Source organism: Streptomyces sp. A01 (assembly GCF_059026195.1).
The window spans coordinates 294,649-315,099 of the sequence record NZ_JBWLKN010000007.1 but is presented as its reverse complement, the minus strand read 5'-3'; the positions used below and the strand labels follow the sequence as shown (position 1 = coordinate 315,099).

Here is a 20,451-nt window from a genome sequence, read left to right as displayed (position 1 = left end):
CGAACGCCACGGCGACGCGCGTTCCGGTTCATAAGGCGGACCCCGAGGAGGGGGAAATGAACAGTCTCGACTGGACCGTGCTCATCGGGTATTTCGGCGTGATGATCGCGATCGGCGTCTGGTCCCACAAGCGTGTGGACAACGTCAGCGACTTCTTCACAGCGGGCGGCAAAATGCCGTGGTGGCTGTCCGGCATCTCGCATCACATGTCGGGCTACAGCGCCGTCATGTTCACCGTCTACGCGGCGATCTCGTACGGGTACGGGATCACGTCCTACGTGACCTGGTCCTTCCCGATCGCCATCGGCGTGGGCATCGGGGCGCGCGTGTTCGCCCCGCGGCTCAACCGGGTGCGGTCCAAGCTGGGCGTCTCGTCCCCGCTCGAATACCTCAAGAACCGCTACAACCTGACGACGCAGCAGGCCCTCGCCTGGTCCGGCGTGCTGCTGAAAGTCGTGGACGTGGCCGCCAAGTGGGCCGCCATCGCGACCCTGTTGTCGATCTTCACCGGTGTCTCGATGAACCAGGGCATCCTCATCACGGGTGCGGTCACCGCCGCGTACTGCACGGTCGGCGGGCTGTGGGCGGACGCGCTGACCGAACTGGGGCAGTTCGTCATCCAGTTCTTCGCCGGCGTCGCAATGCTGGTCGCGGTCCTGGCGGAGCTCGGCGGGGTCAGTGCGCTGTGGAGCGTGTGGGACGACCTGGACGCCAGCCACCACGAACCGACCGCAGGCCCCTACACCCTGACCTTCCTGCTCGCCTATCTCCTCATCAAGACCTTTGAGTACAACGGCGGCATGTGGAACCAGGCGCAGCGCTACATGGCGACCGACAGTGCGCGCTCCGCCACGCGCTCGGCGCGGCTCTCGGCGATCCTGTGGCTCGTGTGGCCGCTGGTGCTGTTCTTCCCCATGTGGGTCGCTCCGCTGATCATCACGACCGACCGGCCGACCGACTCGTACGCGCTGCTCACCCAGGAACTGCTGCCGCACGGGTTGCTCGGCCTGGTCATCGTCGGCTTCTTCTCGCACACGATGGCGATGTGTTCCTCCGACGCGAACGTGATCGCGGCGGTCGTGACGCGGGACATCATGCCCGCGGTCTCCCGGCGGGCCCGCAGCTGGGACACCCGGGCCGGGCTGCTGGCGGCCCGCTGGACGACGCTCATCTTCCTCGGTCTTTCGATGGCCATCGCGACCCAGGTCAACTCCGACTTCTTCGGGGACATCCTGACTGTCGTCATCGAGTGGGTGGCCGGGCTCATGGGGCCGATCGCCATTCCCCTGATGCTGGGCATGCTGCGCCCGTTCCGCAGGTCAGGGCCGACAGCGGCACTCGTCAGCTGGGCCCTGGGGCTTGTCGCTTTCGCCGTGGCCAAGTACGGGGTCGACGACGTGGAGTTGCAGTACCAGATCTCCCTCCCGCTCGCGGTCTCACTCGTGCTGTACGTGGTGATCGGCTTCATCAAGCCGGAGGACACGCCCGAGCGCGACGCGATCCTGGCCGCGCTCGACTCCGATGACGGCGGCCCCGTTTCCCTGGGCGGCCTGGGCGGCCCGGGGGCGGTGGGCGGAGCAGCCGCCGCGGTGGTGCCCGCCCACAGGGAGGAGGAGCGGGTGGGGCTGCGGCCGACTGGGTACGAGGACGGCGGCGCCGGTCACAGCGTCGCGGGCGCGGCGGACTGACCACGGCCGGCTGGCGGGCCGGCTGGCGGCCGGCTCACCGCGGTGAACGGGCAGGCGGGCGGGGTGCCGGGCGGGCCGGCGGGTGTGGGCGTACGTACTCATCCCCACCCGCCACGCTCGCCGGTGCTACGCGCGCGGGTAGCGGGCCAGCCAGGCGGGGGCCGATACGGCGGGACCGTGCAGTGCCGGGCCCTGGGTCATCTCCATGGCGAAGTCGTCGGCGAGTTCGAGGATGGTCCCGCGCCCCTCCACCTCGGCGAGCCAGCCGGGCGGCAGGGCCGTCTCCCCGTGCAGCGTGCCCAGCAGGTTGCCGCAGATCGAGCCGGTCGAGTCGCTGTCGCCACCGTGGTTCACGGACAGCAGCAGCCCGTGCCCGACGTCCTCGGCGACCAGCGCGCAGTACACGCCCATCGCCAGCGCCTCCTCACCGGTCCAGCCCTCCCCCAGCGACTCGACCCGCTCCGGCGTGGGCAGCCCCTGCCGTACGGCGCCGAGCGCGTGCTTGAGCGCGTCGGTGGTCTCCTCGTGGCCGGGCCGGGTGGCGAGCATCGCGAGCGCGCGCTGTACGGAACCGTCCAGCGCCTCTCCGCGCGCCAGGCCGTGCACGATCAGGGCGAAGGCGCCCGCCGAGAGATAGCCGGTGGGGTGGCCGTGGGTCTGGGCGGCGCACTCGATGGCGAGCTGGAAGACGAGTTGCGGCTCCCAGCCGACGAGTAGCCCGAAGGGCGCGGACCGCATCACGGCCCCGCAGCCCTTGGAGTCCGGGTTCCTGGGCGCGTCCAGAGTGCCCATGGGCCCGTCGGCCAGACCGGACAGGCAGGCACGCCCGGGCGCGCGCTGCGAGTACAGCCACTCCTCACGGGCGAGCCAGCCGTCGCTCTGCTTGCGCTCGTCCGGACCCCAGTCGTGCTGGGTGGCGAACCAGCGGCGGTGCGCGCCGTACACATCCGTGGGCGGGTGCCAGGCGCCTGTGTCGCGCCGTACCTGGGCGCGTATCAGCCCCTCCACGGTGAACAGGGTCATCTGGGTGTCGTCGGTGACGCTGCCGCGCCGCCCGTACGCGGGGACGAAGTTCGTGACGCCGTCGGGCCCGTGAGCCTTGCGGATGGCGGCGAGCGAATCGAACTCGATTCCAGCGCCGAGAGCGTCGCCGAGAGCGCCACCGAGCAGGCAGCCGCGCACCCGGCTGCGAAAGTCCTGCTGCTCGGCGCGGCCCCAGATGGCGGTCGCCGCACGGGCGGATGCGGTCACGACCTTTCCCCTTTCGGTAGATCTCTGCAGGTCTTTGCGCAACTCCCAAACTGGTTCAGCACTGTAATGGACCTCGAATGATCGGTTCCGGCGCGTCGGGGAATGTGAACCAGGTCATCACGACAGCCCGGAACGGAATAACACATTCCGCCTTCATCGTCCGTGGCCTTGGCCCGGAGAGCGGACGCGTACGGCCCGGCCGAGCGCTGGACCTGCGTAGCATCGCCCGCGTGCAGCGACAGACGGCACGTCCCCGACGCCACCGGCCCTTGTCGCCGGCCCCGTCTGCGGGTGCGGGCGCGGGTGCGGGTGCGGGCGCGGGTGCGGGCGCGGGTGCGGGCGCGGGAACCATGAGGCGGAGGCCCGCCAGCGGGTTCGGCCGGCTCCTGCCTCCGCGCGCGGCCTGTCCGTCGGCCTCAAGAACGGCCATGACCAGCCCGGTTCGGCCGCGCGGCTCGTCGACTCCTTCGACTGGGCGCTGCCCGAGGAGTGTGCGTGGTTCGACGAGTGCGAGGAACCGCGCCCGTTCATCGAGCGCGGCAAGGCCGTCTTCGCCGTCGACTACAAGGACTCGGTGGAGGGCGCGGCGGCCTGCCGGACCCACCGGGCGCGCGGGTTCGACGGGGCTCATCAAGGACGAGCCACCGACCGCCGCCTACCGGAGACGCTGCGGGCGCTGACCGCAGCGCACAGGTCAGTCCCCCAGCACCGGCAGCAGCTTCGGCAGGTGACCATCCGAGGCGAGGGCCGACTCCCGGCGCTCGGCCGGGACCTCGCCGTAGGTCGTCGTCCGGGGCCGGGCCGGGCGGCCCGCTGCCTCGGCTATCGCGATCAGGTCCTGAATGGAGCGGTACGACCCGTAGCTCGACCCGGCCATCCGGGAGATGGTCTCCTCCATCAGGGTCCCGCCCAGGTCGTTCGCCCCGGAGCGGAGCATCTCCGCCGCGCCCTCCGCGCCCAGCTTGACCCAGCTCGTCTGGATGTTGGTGATGTGCGGGTGGAGCAGGACGCGGGCCATCGCGGTGACGGCACGGTTGTCGCGGGTGGTGGGGCCGGGGCGGGCGATTCCCGCGAGATAGACGGGGGCGTTGGTGTGGATGAAGGGCAGGGTCACGAACTCCGTGAAGCCCTCCACCCCCTTCTCCTGTGCCGCCTGCTGGATGCTCGTGAGCTGCCGGAAGTGGCCGAGCCAGTGCCGGGGCTGGTCGACGTGCCCGTACATCATCGTGGACGAGGACCGGATGCCCAGCTCGTGCGCGGTCGAGACGACCTCGACCCAGGTCGCGGTGGGCAGCTTTCCCTTGGTGAGGACCCAGCGGACCTCGTCGTCGAGGATTTCGGCGGCGGTGCCGGGAATGGTGTCAAGGCCCGCCTCCTTCGCGGCGGTCAGCCACTCCCGGATGGACATGCCGGTGCGGGTCGCGCCGTTGACCACCTCCATGGGGGAGAAGGCGTGCACGTGCATACCGGGCACGCGTTCCTTCACGGCACGGGCGATGTCGAAGTAGGCGGTGCCAGGCAGATCGGGGTGGATGCCGCCCTGCATGCACACCTCGACGGCGCCCACATCCCACGCCTGCTCGGCGCGGTCGGCGACCTGGGAGAGGGACAGGGTGTACGCGTCGGCGTCCGTGCGGCGCTGCGCGAACGCGCAGAAACGGCATCCGGTGTAGCAGACGTTGGTGAAGTTGATGTTGCGGGTGACGATGTACGTGACGTCGTCACCGACCGCCGACCGGCGCAGGTCGTCGGCCACCCGGCACAGAGCGTCGAGCGCCGAGCCGTCGGCGTGCAGCAGGATCAGCGCTTCGGCGTCGGTGAGCTTCGTCGGATCGTCCGCCGCCACCGACAGCGCCGACCGTACGTCGCCGTCGATGCGCGAGGGCACCATGCCGGGGGCGGCCGCCTCGCGCAGCGACTCCCAGTCCCCGTAGACGTCGTCGAAGTCGTCGCGCCGGTCGCTGGTGCGGCCCTCGGTGTCGATGGTGTGGTGCAGGTCCGTACGGCCCGTACCGGCCGAGTTGAGCGAGAAGCCCTCGTCGGGCTCCTGCCACGGCAGCCCCGCCGGATAGGCGTCCGCACGGGCAAGACCGGTCTCCGGGTCGGCGAGCGCCCGGACGTGCGGGAGCAGCCGGGGGTCGAGCCAGGGCTCGCCGCGCAGGATGAACGCGGGGTAGACGGCGAGGCGTTCCCGCAGTTCGAACCCGGCCTCGGCGGACCGCTCGGCGAGTTCGTCGATCTGCGGCCAGGGGCGCTCGGGGTTGACGTGGTCAGGGGTGAGCGGGGAGACGCCGCCCCAGTCGTCGATACCGGCGCCGATGAGCCGCGCGTACGCCCCCTCGGCCTCGGGCTGGGAGACGCCATCGGCCCCATCGGCCCCATCCACCAAGTTGGGCGGGGCTTGCAGGCACGCCGAGGGGCCCAGGACATGCCGGGCGACGGCGACGGTGGCGACCAGGTCGTCCAGCTCCGCGTCCGGCGCGGCACGCATCACGGTGTCCGGCTTGGCGCGGAAGTTCTGCACGATGACTTCCTGGATGGCGTGGTAGGCGCGGGAGACGCGGCGCAGCGCGAACAGCGACTCCGCGCGCTCCTCGTACGTCTCGCCGATGCCGATCAGCAGCCCGCTGGTGAAGGGCACGGAGCTGCGCCCGGCGTCTTCGAGTACGCGCACGCGCACGGCCGGTTCCTTGTCCGGTGAGCCGTAGTGCGGGCCGCCGGGCTCGCTCCACAGCCGCTCTGCCGTGGTCTCCAGCATCATGCCCATGGAGGGGGCGACGGGCTTGAGCCGCTGGAAGTCCGTCCACGACAGGACACCGGGGTTGAGGTGCGGCAGCAGCCCGGTCTCCTCCAGGATGCGGATGGCCATCGCGCGCACGTAGGCGATGGTGTCGTCGTACCCCTCGGCCTCCAGCCACTCGCGCGCCTCGGGCCAGCGGTCCTCGGGCTTGTCGCCGAGCGTGATCAGCGCTTCCTTGCAGCCCATCTCGGCCCCGCGCCGGGCGATGGCGAGGACCTCGTCCGGGGACATGAACATCCCGTGACCGGCGCGGCGCAGCTTGCCGGGCACGGTAGCGAAGGTGCAGTAGTGGCATTTGTCGCGGCAGAGGCGGGTGAGGGGGATGAAGACGCTGCGCGAGTACGTGATGACGCCGGGACGGCCCGCGGCCTCCAGACCCGCGTCCCGCACCCGCGCCGCCGACGCGCACAGATCCGCGAGGTCGTCACCGCGCGCCTGGAGCAGCACCGCCGCCTCGCTGACATCCAGTGCCACCCCGTCGCGAGCCCGGCGCAGGGCGCGCCGCATGGAGTTGGCCGTGGGCGCGGCGGCGGCCTGGGCGCCCGTTGTCAGGACCGGGGACGGAGACGACGGGGACGGAGACGGGGACGACGGGCTCGCGGGGCCGGGTGACACGGGTGACATGAGGGGCACGGGCCGCGCGGGGGTCGCGGGCGGGGCCGGCGGCGCCGGTGCGGTCGGTGCGGGCTGGTCCGACAGCTGAGCCTGCTGCGGCTGCTGCGGCTGCCGTTCGGGTTCCTGCGCGCTCGTCGTCATCCCCCGAGCATACGAGTGACCCCCGACAGCGGCCCACAAGATCACTTGCCGCCTACGTCACAGACCGGGCCCGCGCGGGGTGCGCCCTCCTCACAGGAACTGGGCGTATCCGTCGAGGGTGCGCAGGATCTCGCTCTCCCCGGCTGGCGGAAGCTGGAGCACCACTTCCTCGATCCCCAGCTCCTGGTAGTGCGCGAGCTTCCCGGCGGACGGCAGTACCGCGTACGGCACGACCTCAAGTCCCTGCGGGTCGCGGCCCGCGTCGGCCCAGGCCTGGCGCAGCACGGGCAGCGTCTCGGTCAGGCCGCGTCCGCCGATGGGCAGCCAGCCGTCCGCGTACTCGGCGATGTGCGCGAAGAGCTTGGGGCCCGCGGTCCCGCCGATGAGGGTGCGCGGCCCGGTCAGCGGCGCCGCTCCCTTGCGCTCGCGCGGTGCCCGCAGCGGCTTGGGGTGGGCGTGACTGGCCGGTACGGACCCGAACGTGCCCTCGTGGGCGGTCGGCTCCGCCGCCCACAGGGCCCGCATCCCGGCCATCCGGTCCCGTACGAGTTCCCGGCGGGTGGACCAGGTCACGCCGTGATCGGCCGCCTCCTCGACGTTCCAGCCGTAGCCGACGCCGAGCGTCAGCCTGCCGCCGGAGAGAAAATCGAGCGTGGCGACCTGCTTGGCCAGGCCGATCGGGTCGTGCTGGGCGACGAGGGTGATGCCGGTGCCGAGACCGAGGCGTTCGGTGACGGCGGCGGCCTGCCCGAGCGCCACGAAGGGATCGAGCGTACGGCCGTACTCACGCGGCGGTGTGCCGCCACCGGGGAAGGGAGTCCTGCCGTCCACGGGGATGTGGGTGTGTTCGGGCACGTAGAGACCGGCGAAGCCGCGCTGCTCAAGTTCCTGCGCGAGCCGGGTGGGCCTGATGGTCTCGTCGGTCAGGAAGACAGTGGTGGCGATCCGCATGTACTGCTGCACCTCCGCATGGTGTGCCGGGGCTGGCTGCGCGTATGTTCTCTCACCGTCACCGAGTTATCCACAGGGCTTTCCGTCGATGTCACGCACGCGTACAACGGTGTCATGCGGCACTTCGAACACAGGTGCCGTAGGCGTCGCCCTCGGCCGCGTGCCCTCGGCGCCGCTCCACCGGCGCTGCCTGACGGCGGGATCTTGGGGGGACAGGGATGGATCGGCGTGACGTGCTCAAGTTGTCGGCTGCCACGGGCGCGGCCGGCGCCCTTACGCTCGGAACTGTGACTTTCGCGCAGGCGGCGGACGAGCGCGGCGAGCAGACCCGGAAGGTCAGCGGCGAACTGCCGACCGGGGCGCCTGACTTCGTCTATCTCCCCATCGAGGTGCCGCGCGGTGTCCGTGAGATAGCCGTCGCCTACACCTATGACAAACCGGCTGTTCCGCCTGGCACGCAGGGAAACGCCTGCGATATCGGCATCTTCGACGAGCGCGGCGCAGAGCTGGGCGGGCGCGGGTTCAGGGGCTGGTCCGGCGGGTTTCGCACGGAGTTCGCGATCAGCGCGGAGCGCGCCACGCCCGGCTATCTGGCCGGCCCGGTCCGCGCGGGCACCTGGCATGTGGTGCTCGGCCCGTACACGGTGGCGCCGCAGGGCCTGCGGTACGAGGTCACCGTCACGCTGCGGTACGGGGCGCGGGGCGAAACGCCCGGACCCGGGTATCCGCCGCAGCGCGCGAAGGGGCGGGGGCGCGCCTGGTATCGGGGGGACAGCCATCTGCACACCGTCCATTCGGACGGCAAGCGCATCCCGGAGGAGGTCGCCGCCGCGGCGCGCGCGGCCGGGCTCGACTTCATCACGACGACCGAGCACAACACCACGTCGGGGCACGGCGCGTGGGGCGGTCTGTGGGGCGATGACCTGCTGATCCTGATGGGCGAGGAGGTCACCACCCGCAATGGCCATGTGCTGGCCCTGGGCATCGACCCCGGCGTCTTCGTGGACTGGCGGTACCGCGCCCGGGACAACGCGTTCGGCCGGTTCTCCCGGAAGATCCGCCAGGCGGACGGCCTGGTCGTCCCGGCGCACCCGCACGCGACCTGTATCGGCTGCAACTGGAAGTTCGGATTCAACGAGGCCGACGCCGTGGAGGTGTGGAACGGCCCCTTCACCCCGGACGACGAGGTGACCATCGCCGAGTGGGACAACACCCTGGTCGCGTCCGTGCGCGGCGGCAAGCCATGGCTCCCGGCGATGGGCAACAGCGACGCCCACCGGGAGCCCCAGGTGGTCGGTCTGCCGCAGACGGTCGTGCTCGCCGATGAGCTGTCACGCCGCGCCGTCCTGGCCGGAATCAAGGCAGGGCGCAGCTGGATAGCGGAGTCCTCGAAGATCGGCCTCGCCTTCACCGCGCTGGGCGGGCGCGGCGAACACGCGGGCATCGGTGGCCGGCTGCCTGTCGGCCACGACGAGCGGGTCACCGTCCGTCTGGAGATAACCGGCGCCCCGGCGAACGGCACGGTCCGCTTCATCACCGACCAGGGCCAGCTGTACGCCGCCCCGGTGCCCGCTTCCGGCTCCGGGGTGGTCGAGTGGCGCACCACGCCTTCGTACGCGGCGTATGTACGAGCCGAGGTGCGGCACGCCCCGGCGGACGGCGGAGCGTCCGGACTGCCGGGGGCGATGGCCGCGATGACCAACCCGGTCTTCCTGGGCGAACGCTGAAGGGAACGACCGGGGCCGGGACCAACCACCAGCCACTGGTCACCGGTCAGGTCGGTCAGGTCGGTCAGGTCGGTCAGGTCGGTCAGGTCGGTCAGGTCGGTCAGTCGATGATGAGGGCCGGGGTCTCCTGGGTGAGCACCTCACCGCGGAAGAAGGCGGGGCTGCGGCGGTGCATCACCATCATGAGCACCGCTCCGACGAGCAGCAGGCCCACTCCGATCACGAAGACGCTGCCGACGCCGAAGACGGAGCTGCCCGTCCCGTAGGCCGGGTCCCACATGTCGTAGAGCGTCTTGCCGAAGACGGCGGCGAGGAGGGCGCCGCCGAGAAGCGGGGCGAGCCCCTTGAAGACCAGGTCGCGGGCGGAGCGGCGCAGCTCGTGGCGGAAGTACCAGGCACAGGCGAAGGCGGTGATCGAGTAGTAGAAGCAGATCATGAGCCCGAGGGCGTAGATCGTGTCGATCAGGACGTTCTCGCTGAGGAAGGTCATCGCCGCGTAGAAGACTCCGGTGGCGACGCCCGCGGCGACGGTGGCCAGGCCGGGGGACGAGAAGCGCGGGTGCACGCGCGAGAACGCGGGCGGCAGTGCCCGGTAGGTGCTCATCGCGAGGACCGTACGGGCGACGGGGATGAACGTCGTCTGAAGGCTGGCGGCCGCTGAGGCGAGGACGGCGACGAAGAGGAGTACGCCGAGCGCGCTGCCCATCACCGGGTCGGCGAGGGCGGCGAAGACGTTGTCGGAGGTGTCGGGGTTGCCGAGGCCGGTGCCCTTGTCGCCGACACCGGAGAACATCTGCGCCGCGACAGCGGTCAGGAGGTACGAGCCGACGAGCACCAGCATGGCCAGCAGGGCGGCACGGCCGGGTGTCTTGTCACTGCCCGAGGTCTCCTCGTTCACGGTGAGGCACGCGTCCCAGCCCCAGAACATGAAGATCGACAGGGAGAGGCCCGCGGTGAAGGCGGTGAAGGACTGGACAGCGAACGGGTTCATCCAGGTCCAGGAGAAGCCGAGCGAGTCCGGCAGGTCACCGGAGCGCGCCTTGCCGATGGCCATGACGACGAAGACCGCGAGGACGGCGAGCTGAAGCCCGACGAGGGCGTACTGCAGGCCCTTCGTGGCGGTCATCCCCCGGTAGCTGATCGCGGTGGCGACCGCGATGAACGCCAGGCAGGTGAGCACGTGTACGGGCTTGTTGCCGTCGAGGTCGGCGACCGCGCCGCTGCTCGTCAGCTCGCCGAGCAGCAGATAGAAGAAGGAGGTGGCGACCCCCGCCAGGTTGGACAGCACGATGATCGTGGCGATCACCAGTCCCCAGCCGCACATCCAGCCGACGTGGGGGCCGAAAGCCTTGACCGTCCAGGTGAAGGAGGTGCCGCAGTCAGGGACGGACCGGTTCAGCTCGCGGTAGGCGAAGGCGACGAGCAGCATCGGCAGGAATCCGGCAAGGAAGATCGCGGGCATCTGGAGTCCGACCTCGCCCACGGTCGGGCCCAGCGTCGAGGTCAGGCAGTAGACGGGGGCGACGGTGGAGATCCCGATGACGGAGCTGCCGAGCAGCCCGACCGAGTTCCCGCTGAGCCCCTTGGCCCGTACGCCGCGCCCGGCGTCGGCCTCGGCGGCTCCGGGCTGGGCCGTGCCGGGCCGACGCCGCGTCGCGGTGACGCTCGTTACCGTGTCTCCGGCCTTGAGCCGTGGGTCTACCTGAACCATGAACAGGACGTTAAGCGGTGCTGTTTCCGTATCCGGAAGATCAACTTCCGTACGTCACATCTTCGTTCAGAGGGAAGGTCGCACCATTCGATCAATGATTAGTTGCCGAAAACCAAGCACAGCCTGCACATCCCAGACCGAAGGGACCCAGGCCCGATTGCGGGAATCGCAGCCGTGACCGTTTTGCCCGCATTCAAAATTTTCCCACGGGGGCGAGACGGCACCAGCTGGTGGACCGCGGCACCACACCCGCCGCCGGTCAACCGGCCGTGCCGACCGTCCGGGTGTCACGGCCCGAGCGCAGCACCACACCCGGCACCGCACCCGTCACCGCGTCGTCCCTGATGGTGCGCACACCGTTGACCCAGACGCCGGCCATCCCGGCCGCCCGCGAGTCAAGGCGCGGGCTGTTCCCAGGCAGGTCGTGGACGAGTGTCGCGGGCCCGGCGTCGATGCGCCGCGGATCGAAGAGCACCAGGTCCGCGTAGTAGCCCTCGGCGACGCGGCCCCGCTCCCGTAGCCCGAACAGCTGTGCGGGCTCGTCCGTCAGCATCCGCACGGCCTGCTCAAGACCGACCAGCCGCCGCCCGCGCAGACAGTCGCCGAGGAAGCGCGTGGTGTACGGGGCGCCGCACATCCGGTCCAGGTGCGCCCCGGCGTCCGAGCCGCCCAGCAGCACGTCCTCGTGCTCCCAGGTGCGCCGTCGCAGCTCCCAGCTGTCCGGGTCGTTGTCGCGCGGCATCGGCCACAGCACCGTACGCAGCTCATCCGCCGCGCAGACCTCCACCAGGCACGCGAACGGGTCCTGCCCCCGCTCGGCGGCGACCTCCCCCACGACGCGGCCCGTCAGGCCCTTGTTGGCCGTCGCGTAGGTGTCGCCGATGACATAGCGGTCGAAGTCCGCGAGCCGCCGGAAGATCCCGGCCTCCGGGCTCTGGGCGCGACGCAGCAGCTCGGCCCGTACCGCCGGGACACGCAGCCGCGCGATGCGCTCGGGCACGGGCAGCCCCAGTACCTCTCCCCAGCCCGGGATGAGGTGGAGGGCGCAGAAGGTGCCGAGGGACATGTTCATCGGCGTCAGGATGGGCATGGTCAGGGCCACGATCCGGCCCCCGGCCGCGCGGGCCCGCTCGCTCGGCAGCAGCTGGCGCGGCACGCGCTCGGGGACGGCGGCGTCGATGGTCAGCACGTTCCAGTTCAGCGGTCGCCCGGCCGCGACCGTCATCGCGACCAGCAGCTCGATCTCGTCGTCCGAGAACTGGTCGAGGCAGCCACCGACGATCGCCTCCAACTGCGTGCCCGGATGCTCCCCCACGGCCCGCGACAAGGCGAGCAGCTCCTCGGGCGCGGCGTGCCGCGAGGCGACCGGCCTGCCGTCGCCGTCCGAGTGCGTGGCCGACTGGGTGGTGGACACCCCCCACGCTCCGGCGTCCATCGCCGTGTGCGCGAGCCGCACCATCGCGTCGAGCTGTTCGGGGGTCGGTTGCCCGCCCACCGCGTCGGGGCCCATGACATGCCTGCGCAGCGCGCAGTGCCCGACCATGAAACCCGCGTTGACGGCCGTGCGGCCCTCCAGCGCGTCGAGGTATTCGCCGAAGCCCGCCCAGTTCCACGGGGCGCCCTCTTCCAGCGCGACCAGCGACATGCCCTCGACCTTGCTCATCATCCGCCGCGTGTAGTCGGCGTCCCCGGGCCGCGCCGGGTTGAGCGGAGCGAGCGTGAAACCGCAGTTGCCACCGGCGATGGTTGTCACGCCGTGGCTCATGGAGGGGGTGGCGTACGGGTCCCAGAAGAGCTGGGCGTCGTAGTGCGTGTGCGGGTCGACGAACCCGGGAGCCAGCACGAGTCCCGCCGCGTCCTCACACGTACGCGCCTCACTCGTCCCCCCCGCCTGCCGGACAGGCGCAGGCCCGAGTGCCGACTGGTCGGCCGCGGGGCCCCGCCGGCCCGGCGCCGAGCCCTGCTGGTCGGCCGTCGGGGGTTGACCGGCGGGTGGCGGCGTGGGGCTGATCACGGCGATCCGGCCGTCGCGGATGCCCACATCGGCGACGTACGCGGGCGCGCCCGTCCCGTCGACGACGGTGGCGCCCCGGATCAGGTGGTCGAGCATGGGCGAGGTCTCCCTCCTGCTCCTGCTTCTTCGTAGCCCGCCCGCAGGGCGGGGACGGTCAGCGCGCCGAATTCCGGAAGCGGGTCGTCCGGTGCACCGGGTCCGTGTCGATCTTCGGGATCACCTGTTCGCCGATGAGCTTGATCGTGTTCATCGTGTCCTCGTACGAGATCCCGATTGGCAGCCCGAATGACAGCTGGTCGGCCCCTGCCTGCTCCCACCGCTTGCACTGCCGCAAGACCTCGTCGGGGTCCCCGCAGATCATGAGTTCCTCGGCGATGAGCAGGTCGATCAGTTCCTCGGTGTACTCCGGCAGCAGCTCCGGCCACTGGGGGATGCCCGCGGGCCGGGGAAAGGTGTCGTGGTAGCGGAACAACAGCGACTGGAGGTAGTTCAGCCCGCCACCGGCGGCGATCTGGCGCGCCTTGCGGGAGGTCTCCGCACAGATCGCCGTCGACGTCACCATCACGTTGTCGTTGACGTAACCGCCGACAGGTTCCGCCGCCTCGATCGCGGTCTTGTACGACTCGACGACCCACTCCATGTCGGAGACCTTCTGCACGCTGAAGCCGAGCACCCCGAGGCCCTTCTTCGCCGCCATCGCGTACGAGGGGGGTGACCCGGCGGCGTACCACATGGCCGGGTGTGAAGGGCCGTAGGGCTTCGGCAGGATCTTGCGGGGCGGGAGCGACCAGTGTTTCCCCTGGAAGCCCTGGTATTCGTCCTGGAGCCACATCTTCGGGAACTCGGCGATCGTCTCTTCCCAGATCTCCTTCGTCACGTTCATGTCGGTCACACCCGGCAGGAACCCGAGGATCTCATGGCTGCCCGCGCCGCGCCCCGAGCCGAACTCGAAGCGGCCGCCGGAGAGATGGTCCAGCATGGCGACCCGCTCGGCGACCTTGGCGGGGTGGTTGACCTGCGGCAGCGGGTTGAAGATGCCGGAGCCGAGATGTATCCGCTCCGTCGCGTGCGCGAGGTAACCGAGGAAGACGTCGTTGGCGGACAGGTGGGAGTACTCCTCCAGGAAGTGGTGCTCGGACGCCCACGCGTACTTGAAGCCGGAGGCATCCGCCTGGATCACGTACTCGGTCTCCTCGACGAGCGCGTGATGCTCGGCCTCCGGGTCGGTCCTGGCCCGCGCTGCGGGCACGTACCCCTGCACGAAGAGTCCGAATTCCACGGAGGTTCACCGTCCTCAGTTTCTGACGACCCGTCAGATAGCGATGCCGTCGACTCTCGCACCGGCCGACCGCCGCGTCAATACCTGACGTAGCGTCAGACGCAGGGCGTGCCGGGCGCACGCGGCGCGCCGAAGATCCCTCCCGCCGCGCGCGTCACCAGCCCAGAAGGCCCGAAGACCAGGAGGCCAGGAGGCCAGGCGCCGCCAGGAGGCCAGACGTCGGGAGGGGCGGAGAGTCGGGAGGCGGGGGAGGTCGGAAGATCCGGGGTCAGAAGGGTGTGATGCCCGCCAGCCAGCCGCCATCGATCACGAACGGCTGACCGGTGATGTAGGAGGAGTCGTCCGACGACAGGAACAGGGCCAGCCGCGCGACCTCCTCAGGACGGCCGATCCGGCCGAGCGGCACGGACTTCTCGTAGAGATCGTCCACCGCACGCGCGGCCTCTTCCCGGTCCACGCCCGAGGCCAGCTGGTCGGGGTTGGTCATCGGGGTGTCGATCGCGCCGGGGCACATCGCGTTGACCCGTATCCCCTGCGGCGCCAGCTCCATCGCGGCGACCCGCGTCATGCCGACGATCGCGGCCTTGGTCGCCGCGTACGACGTCAGATACGCCATGCCCGACAGGGCCGTGTAGGAGGCGGTGTTGACGATCGTGCCGCCACCGGCAGCGGCGAGCTCCGGCGCCACCGCCCGCATACCCAGGAACGCCCCCACCTGATTGACCTGCACCACCGCCTGAAACTCGGCCAACGGCGTGTTCACCAACTCGTTGAACCGCAGAATCCCGGCGTTGTTGACGAGCCCGTCCAGCTTCCCGAAGGCTTCCCGCGCGACGGATACGGCGTCGCGCCAGTCCGCCTCCTCGCGCACATCGAGGTGCACGTAGCGGGCGCTGCCCGGGCCGTGGTCATCGTTCAGCTCCCGGGCTACGGCGGCGCCGCGCACATCCAGTACATCGGCGAGCAGGACCCCGGCGCCCTCCGCCGCGAACAGCCGGGCCTCCTGTTCCCCCTGCCCCCGGGCCGCCCCGGTGATCAGGACGGTCCGGCCGGCGAGCTTGCGGTGCTCCGCGGGCGGATGGGGACGCGGGCGCGGACGCCGCGCGGCACCGCGCCCCGCTGCGGCCTGTCCCGCACCGGCATGACCCGCACCGGCCTGGGCGGCGGACGCACCCGCTGGACGCGCCGGATCGGACGAGGACGAGGACGGGTGCGGGAACGATGACGGGGACGGGGACGGGGCCATTACTCCTCTTCTCCTTCTGGTTCTCCTTCTGGTTCTCCCACCGGAGCTTCTCCGTCTGGCGGCAGGGCGAGGTGCGGGGCGACGTCCGTAGCGAACGCCGCCATCTGATCCACCAGTTCGGTGCGGCTCCGGCTGCGGAAGCGGACCTGGATCTGGTGGACGCCCATGGCCCCGTACTCGCGCAGCGAGCAGGCGATACGTTCCGGCTCACCGGTCAGCGTGGTACGTCCGACCCGCCACGTGGCCTTGCCGACGTACAGCGGCTCGGTGATGGCACCGACACACAAGGGCTCGGGCTGCCGCAGCCCGGCGGCCCGCGCGGCCTTGTCCCGCAGTGCGCGCAACCTGGCGATCTGGAGCGGCAGCCGGTCGCGCGGGTCGCCCTGCGGCAGCCAGCCGTCGCCGCGTGTCGCCGCCCGGCGCAGCGCGGCGGGTGATGAACCGCCCACCCACACCGGCGGGCGCGGTCTCTGCGCGGGGCGCGGCGCTTGGCCGAGCCCGCTGAAGGTGAAGCGTTCTCCCGCGAACTCGGGGAACTCCTCCGGCCCCAGCGCCGCCTTCAGCGCGTCGATCGTCTCGTCGAGCAGCCGTCCGCGCGCGGCGAAGTCCACGCCCAGGGCCGCGAACTCCTCCGGTACGTGTCCCGCGCCGACGCCCAGGATGAGACGGCCCCCGCTGAGGTGGTCGAGCGTGGCGTACTGCTTCGCCGTGAGCAGCGGGTGCCGCAGGCCGACGACGGCGACGTGGCTGAGCAGCCGGACTCGCTCGGTGGCGGCGGCGAGGTAGGCGAGGGTCGCGACCGGGTCGTACCAGACGGTGCTCATGGCGGCGGCCAGCCGCCTGGGGATGGCGATGTGCTCGCAGGCGGCGACGTACGCGAAGCCGAGCCGGTCGGCGGCCCGCGCGATCTCCACCAGGTCGGCGGGACCGGCCTGGGTTTCCCAGCCCTCGGCGTACAGGGTGCTCTGCGACTGGATCGGCAGCTGCATCCCGTACGCGAGCGCCCGCCGCCCACTTCCCGCGCCGCCTATACCGTCGCGCGCCCCTTCGTACGCCTCCTCGGGCGTCGTCTCGTACGTGCCCGCCGGCGCCTTCTCGTACGCGCCCTCCGACATCTCCTCGTACGCGCCCGCACCCGCGCCCGCACCCTCATCCGTCGGGCGGTGCCGCCCGGCTTCGCGTCCGGCCATCGGCTAGGCCGTCGCCGTCCGGCCGGGCCACAGCCCGTCCGGGGTGAGTCCGAGCAGCTCGATGGCGTTGCCCCGGACGATCCGCTCGATCACGTCCGGCGCCAGGTGGCCCATCTGCGCCTCGCCGACCTCGCGCGACTTCGGCCAGGTCGAGTCGGAGTGGGGGTAGTCCGTTTCGTAGAGGACATTGCCTACGCCGATGGCGTCGAGGTTGCGTACCCCGAAGGCGTCGTCGAAGAAGCAGCCGTAGATGTGCTCGGCGAACAGTTCCGACGGCGGGCGGAGCACCTTGTCGGCGACGCCGCCCCAGCCGCGGTTCTCCTCCCAGACGACGTCCGCGCGTTCCAGGATGTAGGGAATCCAGCCGATCTGCCCCTCCGCGTACATGATCTTCAGCTCGGGGAACCGGTCGAACTTGCCCGACATGAGCCAGTCGACCATGGAGAAGCAGCAGTTCGCGAAGGTGATGGTGGAGCCGACGGCGGGTGGCGCGTCAGCGGAGGTGGAGGGCATCCGCGAGGACGAGCCGATGTGCATGGCGATGACGGTGCCCGTCTCGGCGCAGGCGCGGAGGAAGGGGTCCCAGTCGTCGGTGTGGATGGAAGGGAGCCCCAGATGCGGGGGGATCTCCGAGAAGCAGACGGCACGGACGCCGCGCGCCGCGTTGCGGCGGACTTCCGCCGCCGCGAGTTCCGCGTCCCAGAGGGGTATGAGGGTGAGCGGGATGAGCCGCCCGGCGGACTCGGGACCGCACCACTCCTCCACCATCCAGTCGTTGTACGCGCGCACGCCCAGCAGGCCCAGGGTCCGGTCCTTCGCCTCGGTGAAGGTCTGGCCGCAGAAGCGGGGGAAGGTCGGGAAGCAGAGCGCTGTCTGCACATGGTTGATGTCCATGTCAGCGAGCCGCTCAGGGACGGAGTAGGAACCCGGCCGCATCTGCTCGTAGGTGATGGCTTCCAGCCGCACCTCGTCCCTGTCGTAGCCGACGGCGGTGTCCAGACGGGTGAGCGGCCGTCGCAGCTCCTCGTACACCCACCAGTCCGCCAGCGGGCCCTCCGCCTCCGTCCCGCCCACCGTCCCCATCTTCGGGGCGAATTTGCCGCCCACGAAGGTCATCTCCTTCAGCGGCGCGCGCACGACATGGGGCCCCAGCTCGCGATAGGCCGCGGGCAAGCGGTCCCGCCAGACGTGCGGGGGCTCGACCGTGTGATCGTCCACCGAGATTATCTTCGGGAAGCTCTCCATGGTTGCCACGGTAGCGGCGAACTGACGCCTCGTCAGGTGCCTGGACGGCCGCCCTTCGGTGGCGGACAGGGCATGGAGCGGAGCCGGACGGATGGATGAATGGATGGATGAATGATGGAGACCCGTTCGCTCACCCCGCCCGGCGGGCCGCCGTCGGCAGCGCGTCCCGGAGCGGGGCGGAAGTCACCAGACCTTCTTCCGTATCGCCCTCGTCCTTCTCTTCGCGCTGCCGGGCGAGGTATCCAGCCTGAAAGCGGCTGTCCGCACCGAGGGCGACCATCAACTGGGCGATACGCCGACGGCAGGTACGCAGGGAAATACCCAGCTGCCGCGCGATGAGCTCGTCCTTCGCGCCAGAGGCGAGCAGCCTGACGATGGCGGAGTCGATGTCGCGGGAGATTTCCCGTGCCTGACCGCTCTGACCGATGACTTCGAAAGGCAAGGCGGTCATCCACAGAACATCGAAGACCGCGGCGAGGTAGCGCGCTGTGGCGGAGTTGCGCACGACGACCGCGGCGTCTGTGTCGTCAAGGCCCGGAATCACCGCGTAGGAGCGGTCGAAGATGATGACCCGGGGCGGCAGCACTTCCAGGGTCCGCACTTCGGCGCCTGCGGCCAGTACGGCCTCCACGCCCTGCTTGGTGGTGGCGCTGAACCGCGCGCTGTGCTGGCAGAGCGCGCGCTCACGGACACCGCGCTTGATCGTCGCGATGTGCGCGGGCAGCCACTTCTCGGCTTCCTCGTGCGTACGCAGACCGAAAGGCTGGATGACGGATACCTCGGCCTGGCACAGCTCGCTCATCTCGCGGATGACCTTGAAGACGCATTCGGCGCCTTCGATGATCTCAATGCCCTCGGCAGGGTCCTTGCCTCTCTCGACGTCAAGGTGGATCGGCATGAATGCCTCGATCGCCGAGCGCCGCTCGGCCAGTCGGGACTGTTCTTCGCGCAGTGAATGCTCGCGCGGGCCGAGGCGTTCCGCCGCGGCCGTTTGCGGATTGATCGCGACGAGCCACTGCTGGGTCACCGACAGCCTGCGCAGCAAACCTAGTTCGCGAAGGTGGTCCAGCGCCGCTGTCGCCTCCTCCGCTGGGACCTGCAACTGCCCGGCCACGTCCCCCGGTTCAATTTCCCCGTCGCGCAGCGCCTTCTGATAGAGCCGGATCGCCGTAGTGCTGTGGTCGGTGCACTGGTCGTTCGGTCTCATGACTCCCCTCCGCGTCAGCCCCCGTGTTCGCTCCCAGGGTGACGCATAGCGCTGATCCGGCCGATAAGTGATTCACCCGTGGTGTGTCGCCGCCCATCGCGATGTTGCCGATGCCGAGACGGAACCGAGTCGGGGCCGATGATGAGGCTGAGTGCGGGAGCGGTGCGGTCGTCGCCGCGGACTGATGGGCGGAGTTGCCTTACGGAAAACGCAGATCGTCGTGCGACGCGTAATACACGCCGACATCGTGGTAAATGCCCGCCCGGAGGACATGGCTTCGCAACGTGCCGACCTCGCGGAATCCACAGTCCAGAAGCGCGGGTAGCCCGACATCTGAGGCGCACATGGTGGCTGTGAAAGAGGTGAAGGCGGCCGCCGAGCACAGAAAGGTGAGCAGGGCACGCAGGGCCGCGCTGTCGTCCTCGGCGACGGCTACCCACGCCTGCCGGGGATTGGCCGGGTTGGAGGCGTAGGCGACCACAGCTCCGCCCGCTGTGGCGAACAACCGCGCGCCCATCGCCATCAGGCGACTCGTCAGGCATTGATCGCTCTGCGTCAGCGGGTCCAGTCCGAGGAAACCCAGACCACCGCTCGGGAGTCGGCGCAGGCGGCGTATCCCGTCCGGCACCTCCACCGGGTACACGTCAGCCATGGGTGACCATGCCCCAGATCTCCCGCTCCGTCTCGGCCCCTTCATACCAGCAGTGGCGCGGGATGACGCCCTCCCAGGCGAAGCCCGCGGCCCGCAGCGGGCGGGTCGGGGTGCCCGCGGCGGGGGTGACCCAGCCGTAGAGCCTGCGCAGGTTCAGGGCGCGGCGGCCATGCGCCACGGCGAGTACGACCAGCGCGGTCAGCATGTCCGTGGCGTGCCGGCGCTCATGACCGTGCTGGTGCTCGTGACCGTGACGGCGCTCGATATCGCGCTCGTACTCGTAGCCGTGCTCGTACTCATAGCCGGAGCCGTCAAGGTCGCCGCCGAAGTCGTCGTCAAAGTCACCGTACGCCGCGCCGCGTACGGACGCGTCGCGACCGATCGGCTCGCGCGGGCCGATCTCCAGCCGGGCCTGGCCGCTCGCCCAGTCGATCTCGGTGTAGCGCACGTACGCGATGCCACGGACAACATAGAGGCGTTCGTCGCGCCGCCCTGCCGGCTGGGCGACCCGGTACGGCTCCGCAGCCGGGGACAGGCCCACCGGACGCACCCCCAGCAGTTCCCCCGGCAGTCGGTATCCCGTGAGCAACGGCACGTCGGAATCGCTGTATGCGACGAGTTCCATCAGGCGTCCTCAACCAATCCACCCAGCGGTTATCCCGGGAACGTGACCTCCTCGCTTTGGCCGCGCGAACGGCCCGCGACGTGCCCACCTCCGCGAAGAGCGGGTGCGA

General features: G+C 70.5%; 14 protein-coding genes and 1 pseudogene. 3 read left to right on the top strand and 12 right to left on the bottom strand.

Features of this window, described 5'->3' with window-relative positions:
- The first annotated feature begins 56 nt into the window (after window positions 1-56).
- Window positions 57-1,688: a sodium:solute symporter family protein gene (locus AC5P1B_RS12445; protein ID WP_493886951.1), complete on the top strand. Its 1,632-nt coding sequence runs from the start codon at window positions 57-59 to the stop codon at window positions 1,686-1,688.
- 126 nt (window positions 1,689-1,814) lie between these two features.
- On the opposite strand, the gene AC5P1B_RS12440 is transcribed toward AC5P1B_RS12445, so the two are convergent.
- The gene (locus AC5P1B_RS12440) at window positions 1,815-2,939 is read right to left on the bottom strand and encodes an ADP-ribosylglycohydrolase family protein (RefSeq protein WP_493886950.1); all 1,125 of its coding nucleotides are present in this window, start codon (window positions 2,937-2,939) and stop codon (window positions 1,815-1,817) included.
- Window positions 2,940-3,339: 400 nt separating this feature from the next.
- Between AC5P1B_RS12440 and AC5P1B_RS12435 the strand changes: the two are divergent.
- Window positions 3,340-3,546, top strand: a pseudogene (locus AC5P1B_RS12435) (endo alpha-1,4 polygalactosaminidase); the annotation flags it as partial.
- A gap of 87 nt (window positions 3,547-3,633) precedes the next feature.
- Here the strand turns inward: AC5P1B_RS12435 and AC5P1B_RS12430 are convergent.
- Window positions 3,634-6,495 (bottom strand): bifunctional FO biosynthesis protein CofGH, encoded by a 2,862-nt coding sequence (locus AC5P1B_RS12430; protein ID WP_493886949.1) that lies wholly within the window; start codon window positions 6,493-6,495, stop codon window positions 3,634-3,636.
- A 90-nt stretch (window positions 6,496-6,585) separates the two neighbouring features.
- Entirely contained in the window at window positions 6,586-7,446 is an 861-nt protein-coding gene (locus tag AC5P1B_RS12425) for a TIGR03619 family F420-dependent LLM class oxidoreductase (protein ID WP_493887023.1), read from the bottom strand.
- 218 nt (window positions 7,447-7,664) lie between these two features.
- Here AC5P1B_RS12425 and AC5P1B_RS12420 point away from each other — a divergent pair, with 218 nt between their 5' ends.
- Window positions 7,665-9,173 carry a CehA/McbA family metallohydrolase gene (locus AC5P1B_RS12420; RefSeq protein WP_493886947.1) on the top strand — a complete coding sequence of 503 codons (1,509 nt, stop codon included), beginning with the start codon at window positions 7,665-7,667 and terminating at the stop codon, window positions 9,171-9,173.
- Window positions 9,174-9,273: 100 nt separating this feature from the next.
- Here AC5P1B_RS12420 and AC5P1B_RS12415 read toward each other — a convergent pair whose 3' ends face one another.
- From AC5P1B_RS12415 to AC5P1B_RS12375, 9 genes are all read right to left on the bottom strand, one after another.
- Window positions 9,274-10,884, bottom strand: a complete 1,611-nt coding sequence (locus tag AC5P1B_RS12415) for an APC family permease (protein ID WP_493886946.1) — start codon at window positions 10,882-10,884, stop codon at window positions 9,274-9,276.
- Between the two features lie 259 nt (window positions 10,885-11,143).
- On the bottom strand, window positions 11,144-12,994 hold the full coding sequence (locus AC5P1B_RS12410; RefSeq protein WP_493886945.1) for an N-acyl-D-amino-acid deacylase family protein: 1,851 nt from the start codon (window positions 12,992-12,994) through the stop codon (window positions 11,144-11,146).
- Between the two features lie 58 nt (window positions 12,995-13,052).
- Complete coding sequence (locus tag AC5P1B_RS12405; RefSeq protein ID WP_493886944.1) at window positions 13,053-14,177, bottom strand: LLM class flavin-dependent oxidoreductase; 1,125 nt, start codon at window positions 14,175-14,177, stop codon at window positions 13,053-13,055.
- Between the two features lie 268 nt (window positions 14,178-14,445).
- Entirely contained in the window at window positions 14,446-15,423 is a 978-nt protein-coding gene (locus AC5P1B_RS12400) for an SDR family NAD(P)-dependent oxidoreductase (protein WP_493886943.1), read from the bottom strand.
- Window positions 15,423-16,412, bottom strand: a complete 990-nt coding sequence (locus AC5P1B_RS12395; protein ID WP_493887022.1) for a TIGR03619 family F420-dependent LLM class oxidoreductase — start codon at window positions 16,410-16,412, stop codon at window positions 15,423-15,425. The genes AC5P1B_RS12400 and AC5P1B_RS12395 overlap by 1 nt, the downstream gene beginning before the upstream one ends.
- 204 nt (window positions 16,413-16,616) lie before the next feature.
- On the bottom strand, window positions 16,617-17,858 hold the full coding sequence (locus AC5P1B_RS12390; protein ID WP_493886942.1) for an amidohydrolase family protein: 1,242 nt from the start codon (window positions 17,856-17,858) through the stop codon (window positions 16,617-16,619).
- 130 nt (window positions 17,859-17,988) lie between these two features.
- The gene (locus tag AC5P1B_RS12385) at window positions 17,989-19,065 is read right to left on the bottom strand and encodes a hypothetical protein (protein ID WP_493886941.1); all 1,077 of its coding nucleotides are present in this window, start codon (window positions 19,063-19,065) and stop codon (window positions 17,989-17,991) included.
- A gap of 199 nt (window positions 19,066-19,264) precedes the next feature.
- A complete protein-coding gene (locus AC5P1B_RS12380; RefSeq protein WP_493886940.1) occupies window positions 19,265-19,717 on the bottom strand; it encodes a hypothetical protein in 453 nt (150 codons plus the stop codon).
- Window positions 19,710-20,342 (bottom strand): hypothetical protein, encoded by a 633-nt coding sequence (locus AC5P1B_RS12375; protein ID WP_493886939.1) that lies wholly within the window; start codon window positions 20,340-20,342, stop codon window positions 19,710-19,712. The genes AC5P1B_RS12380 and AC5P1B_RS12375 overlap by 8 nt, the downstream gene beginning before the upstream one ends.
- Between the last annotated feature and the right edge of the window lie 109 nt (window positions 20,343-20,451).

Coding starts and splice junctions, on each gene's coding strand:
- AC5P1B_RS12400 (WP_493886943.1), bottom strand. CDS start 15,423: ATGGCCCCGTCCCCGTCCCCGTCATCGTTCCCGCACCCGTCCTCGTCC.
- AC5P1B_RS12425 (WP_493887023.1), bottom strand. CDS start 7,446: ATGCGGATCGCCACCACTGTCTTCCTGACCGACGAGACCATCAGGCCC.
- AC5P1B_RS12415 (WP_493886946.1), bottom strand. CDS start 10,884: ATGGTTCAGGTAGACCCACGGCTCAAGGCCGGAGACACGGTAACGAGC.
- AC5P1B_RS12375 (WP_493886939.1), bottom strand. CDS start 20,342: ATGGAACTCGTCGCATACAGCGATTCCGACGTGCCGTTGCTCACGGGA.
- AC5P1B_RS12445 (WP_493886951.1), top strand. CDS start 57: ATGAACAGTCTCGACTGGACCGTGCTCATCGGGTATTTCGGCGTGATG.
- AC5P1B_RS12395 (WP_493887022.1), bottom strand. CDS start 16,412: ATGCAGCTGCCGATCCAGTCGCAGAGCACCCTGTACGCCGAGGGCTGG.
- AC5P1B_RS12420 (WP_493886947.1), top strand. CDS start 7,665: ATGGATCGGCGTGACGTGCTCAAGTTGTCGGCTGCCACGGGCGCGGCC.
- AC5P1B_RS12385 (WP_493886941.1), bottom strand. CDS start 19,065: ATGAGACCGAACGACCAGTGCACCGACCACAGCACTACGGCGATCCGG.
- AC5P1B_RS12410 (WP_493886945.1), bottom strand. CDS start 12,994: ATGCTCGACCACCTGATCCGGGGCGCCACCGTCGTCGACGGGACGGGC.
- AC5P1B_RS12390 (WP_493886942.1), bottom strand. CDS start 17,858: ATGGAGAGCTTCCCGAAGATAATCTCGGTGGACGATCACACGGTCGAG.
- AC5P1B_RS12380 (WP_493886940.1), bottom strand. CDS start 19,717: ATGGCTGACGTGTACCCGGTGGAGGTGCCGGACGGGATACGCCGCCTG.
- AC5P1B_RS12430 (WP_493886949.1), bottom strand. CDS start 6,495: ATGACGACGAGCGCGCAGGAACCCGAACGGCAGCCGCAGCAGCCGCAG.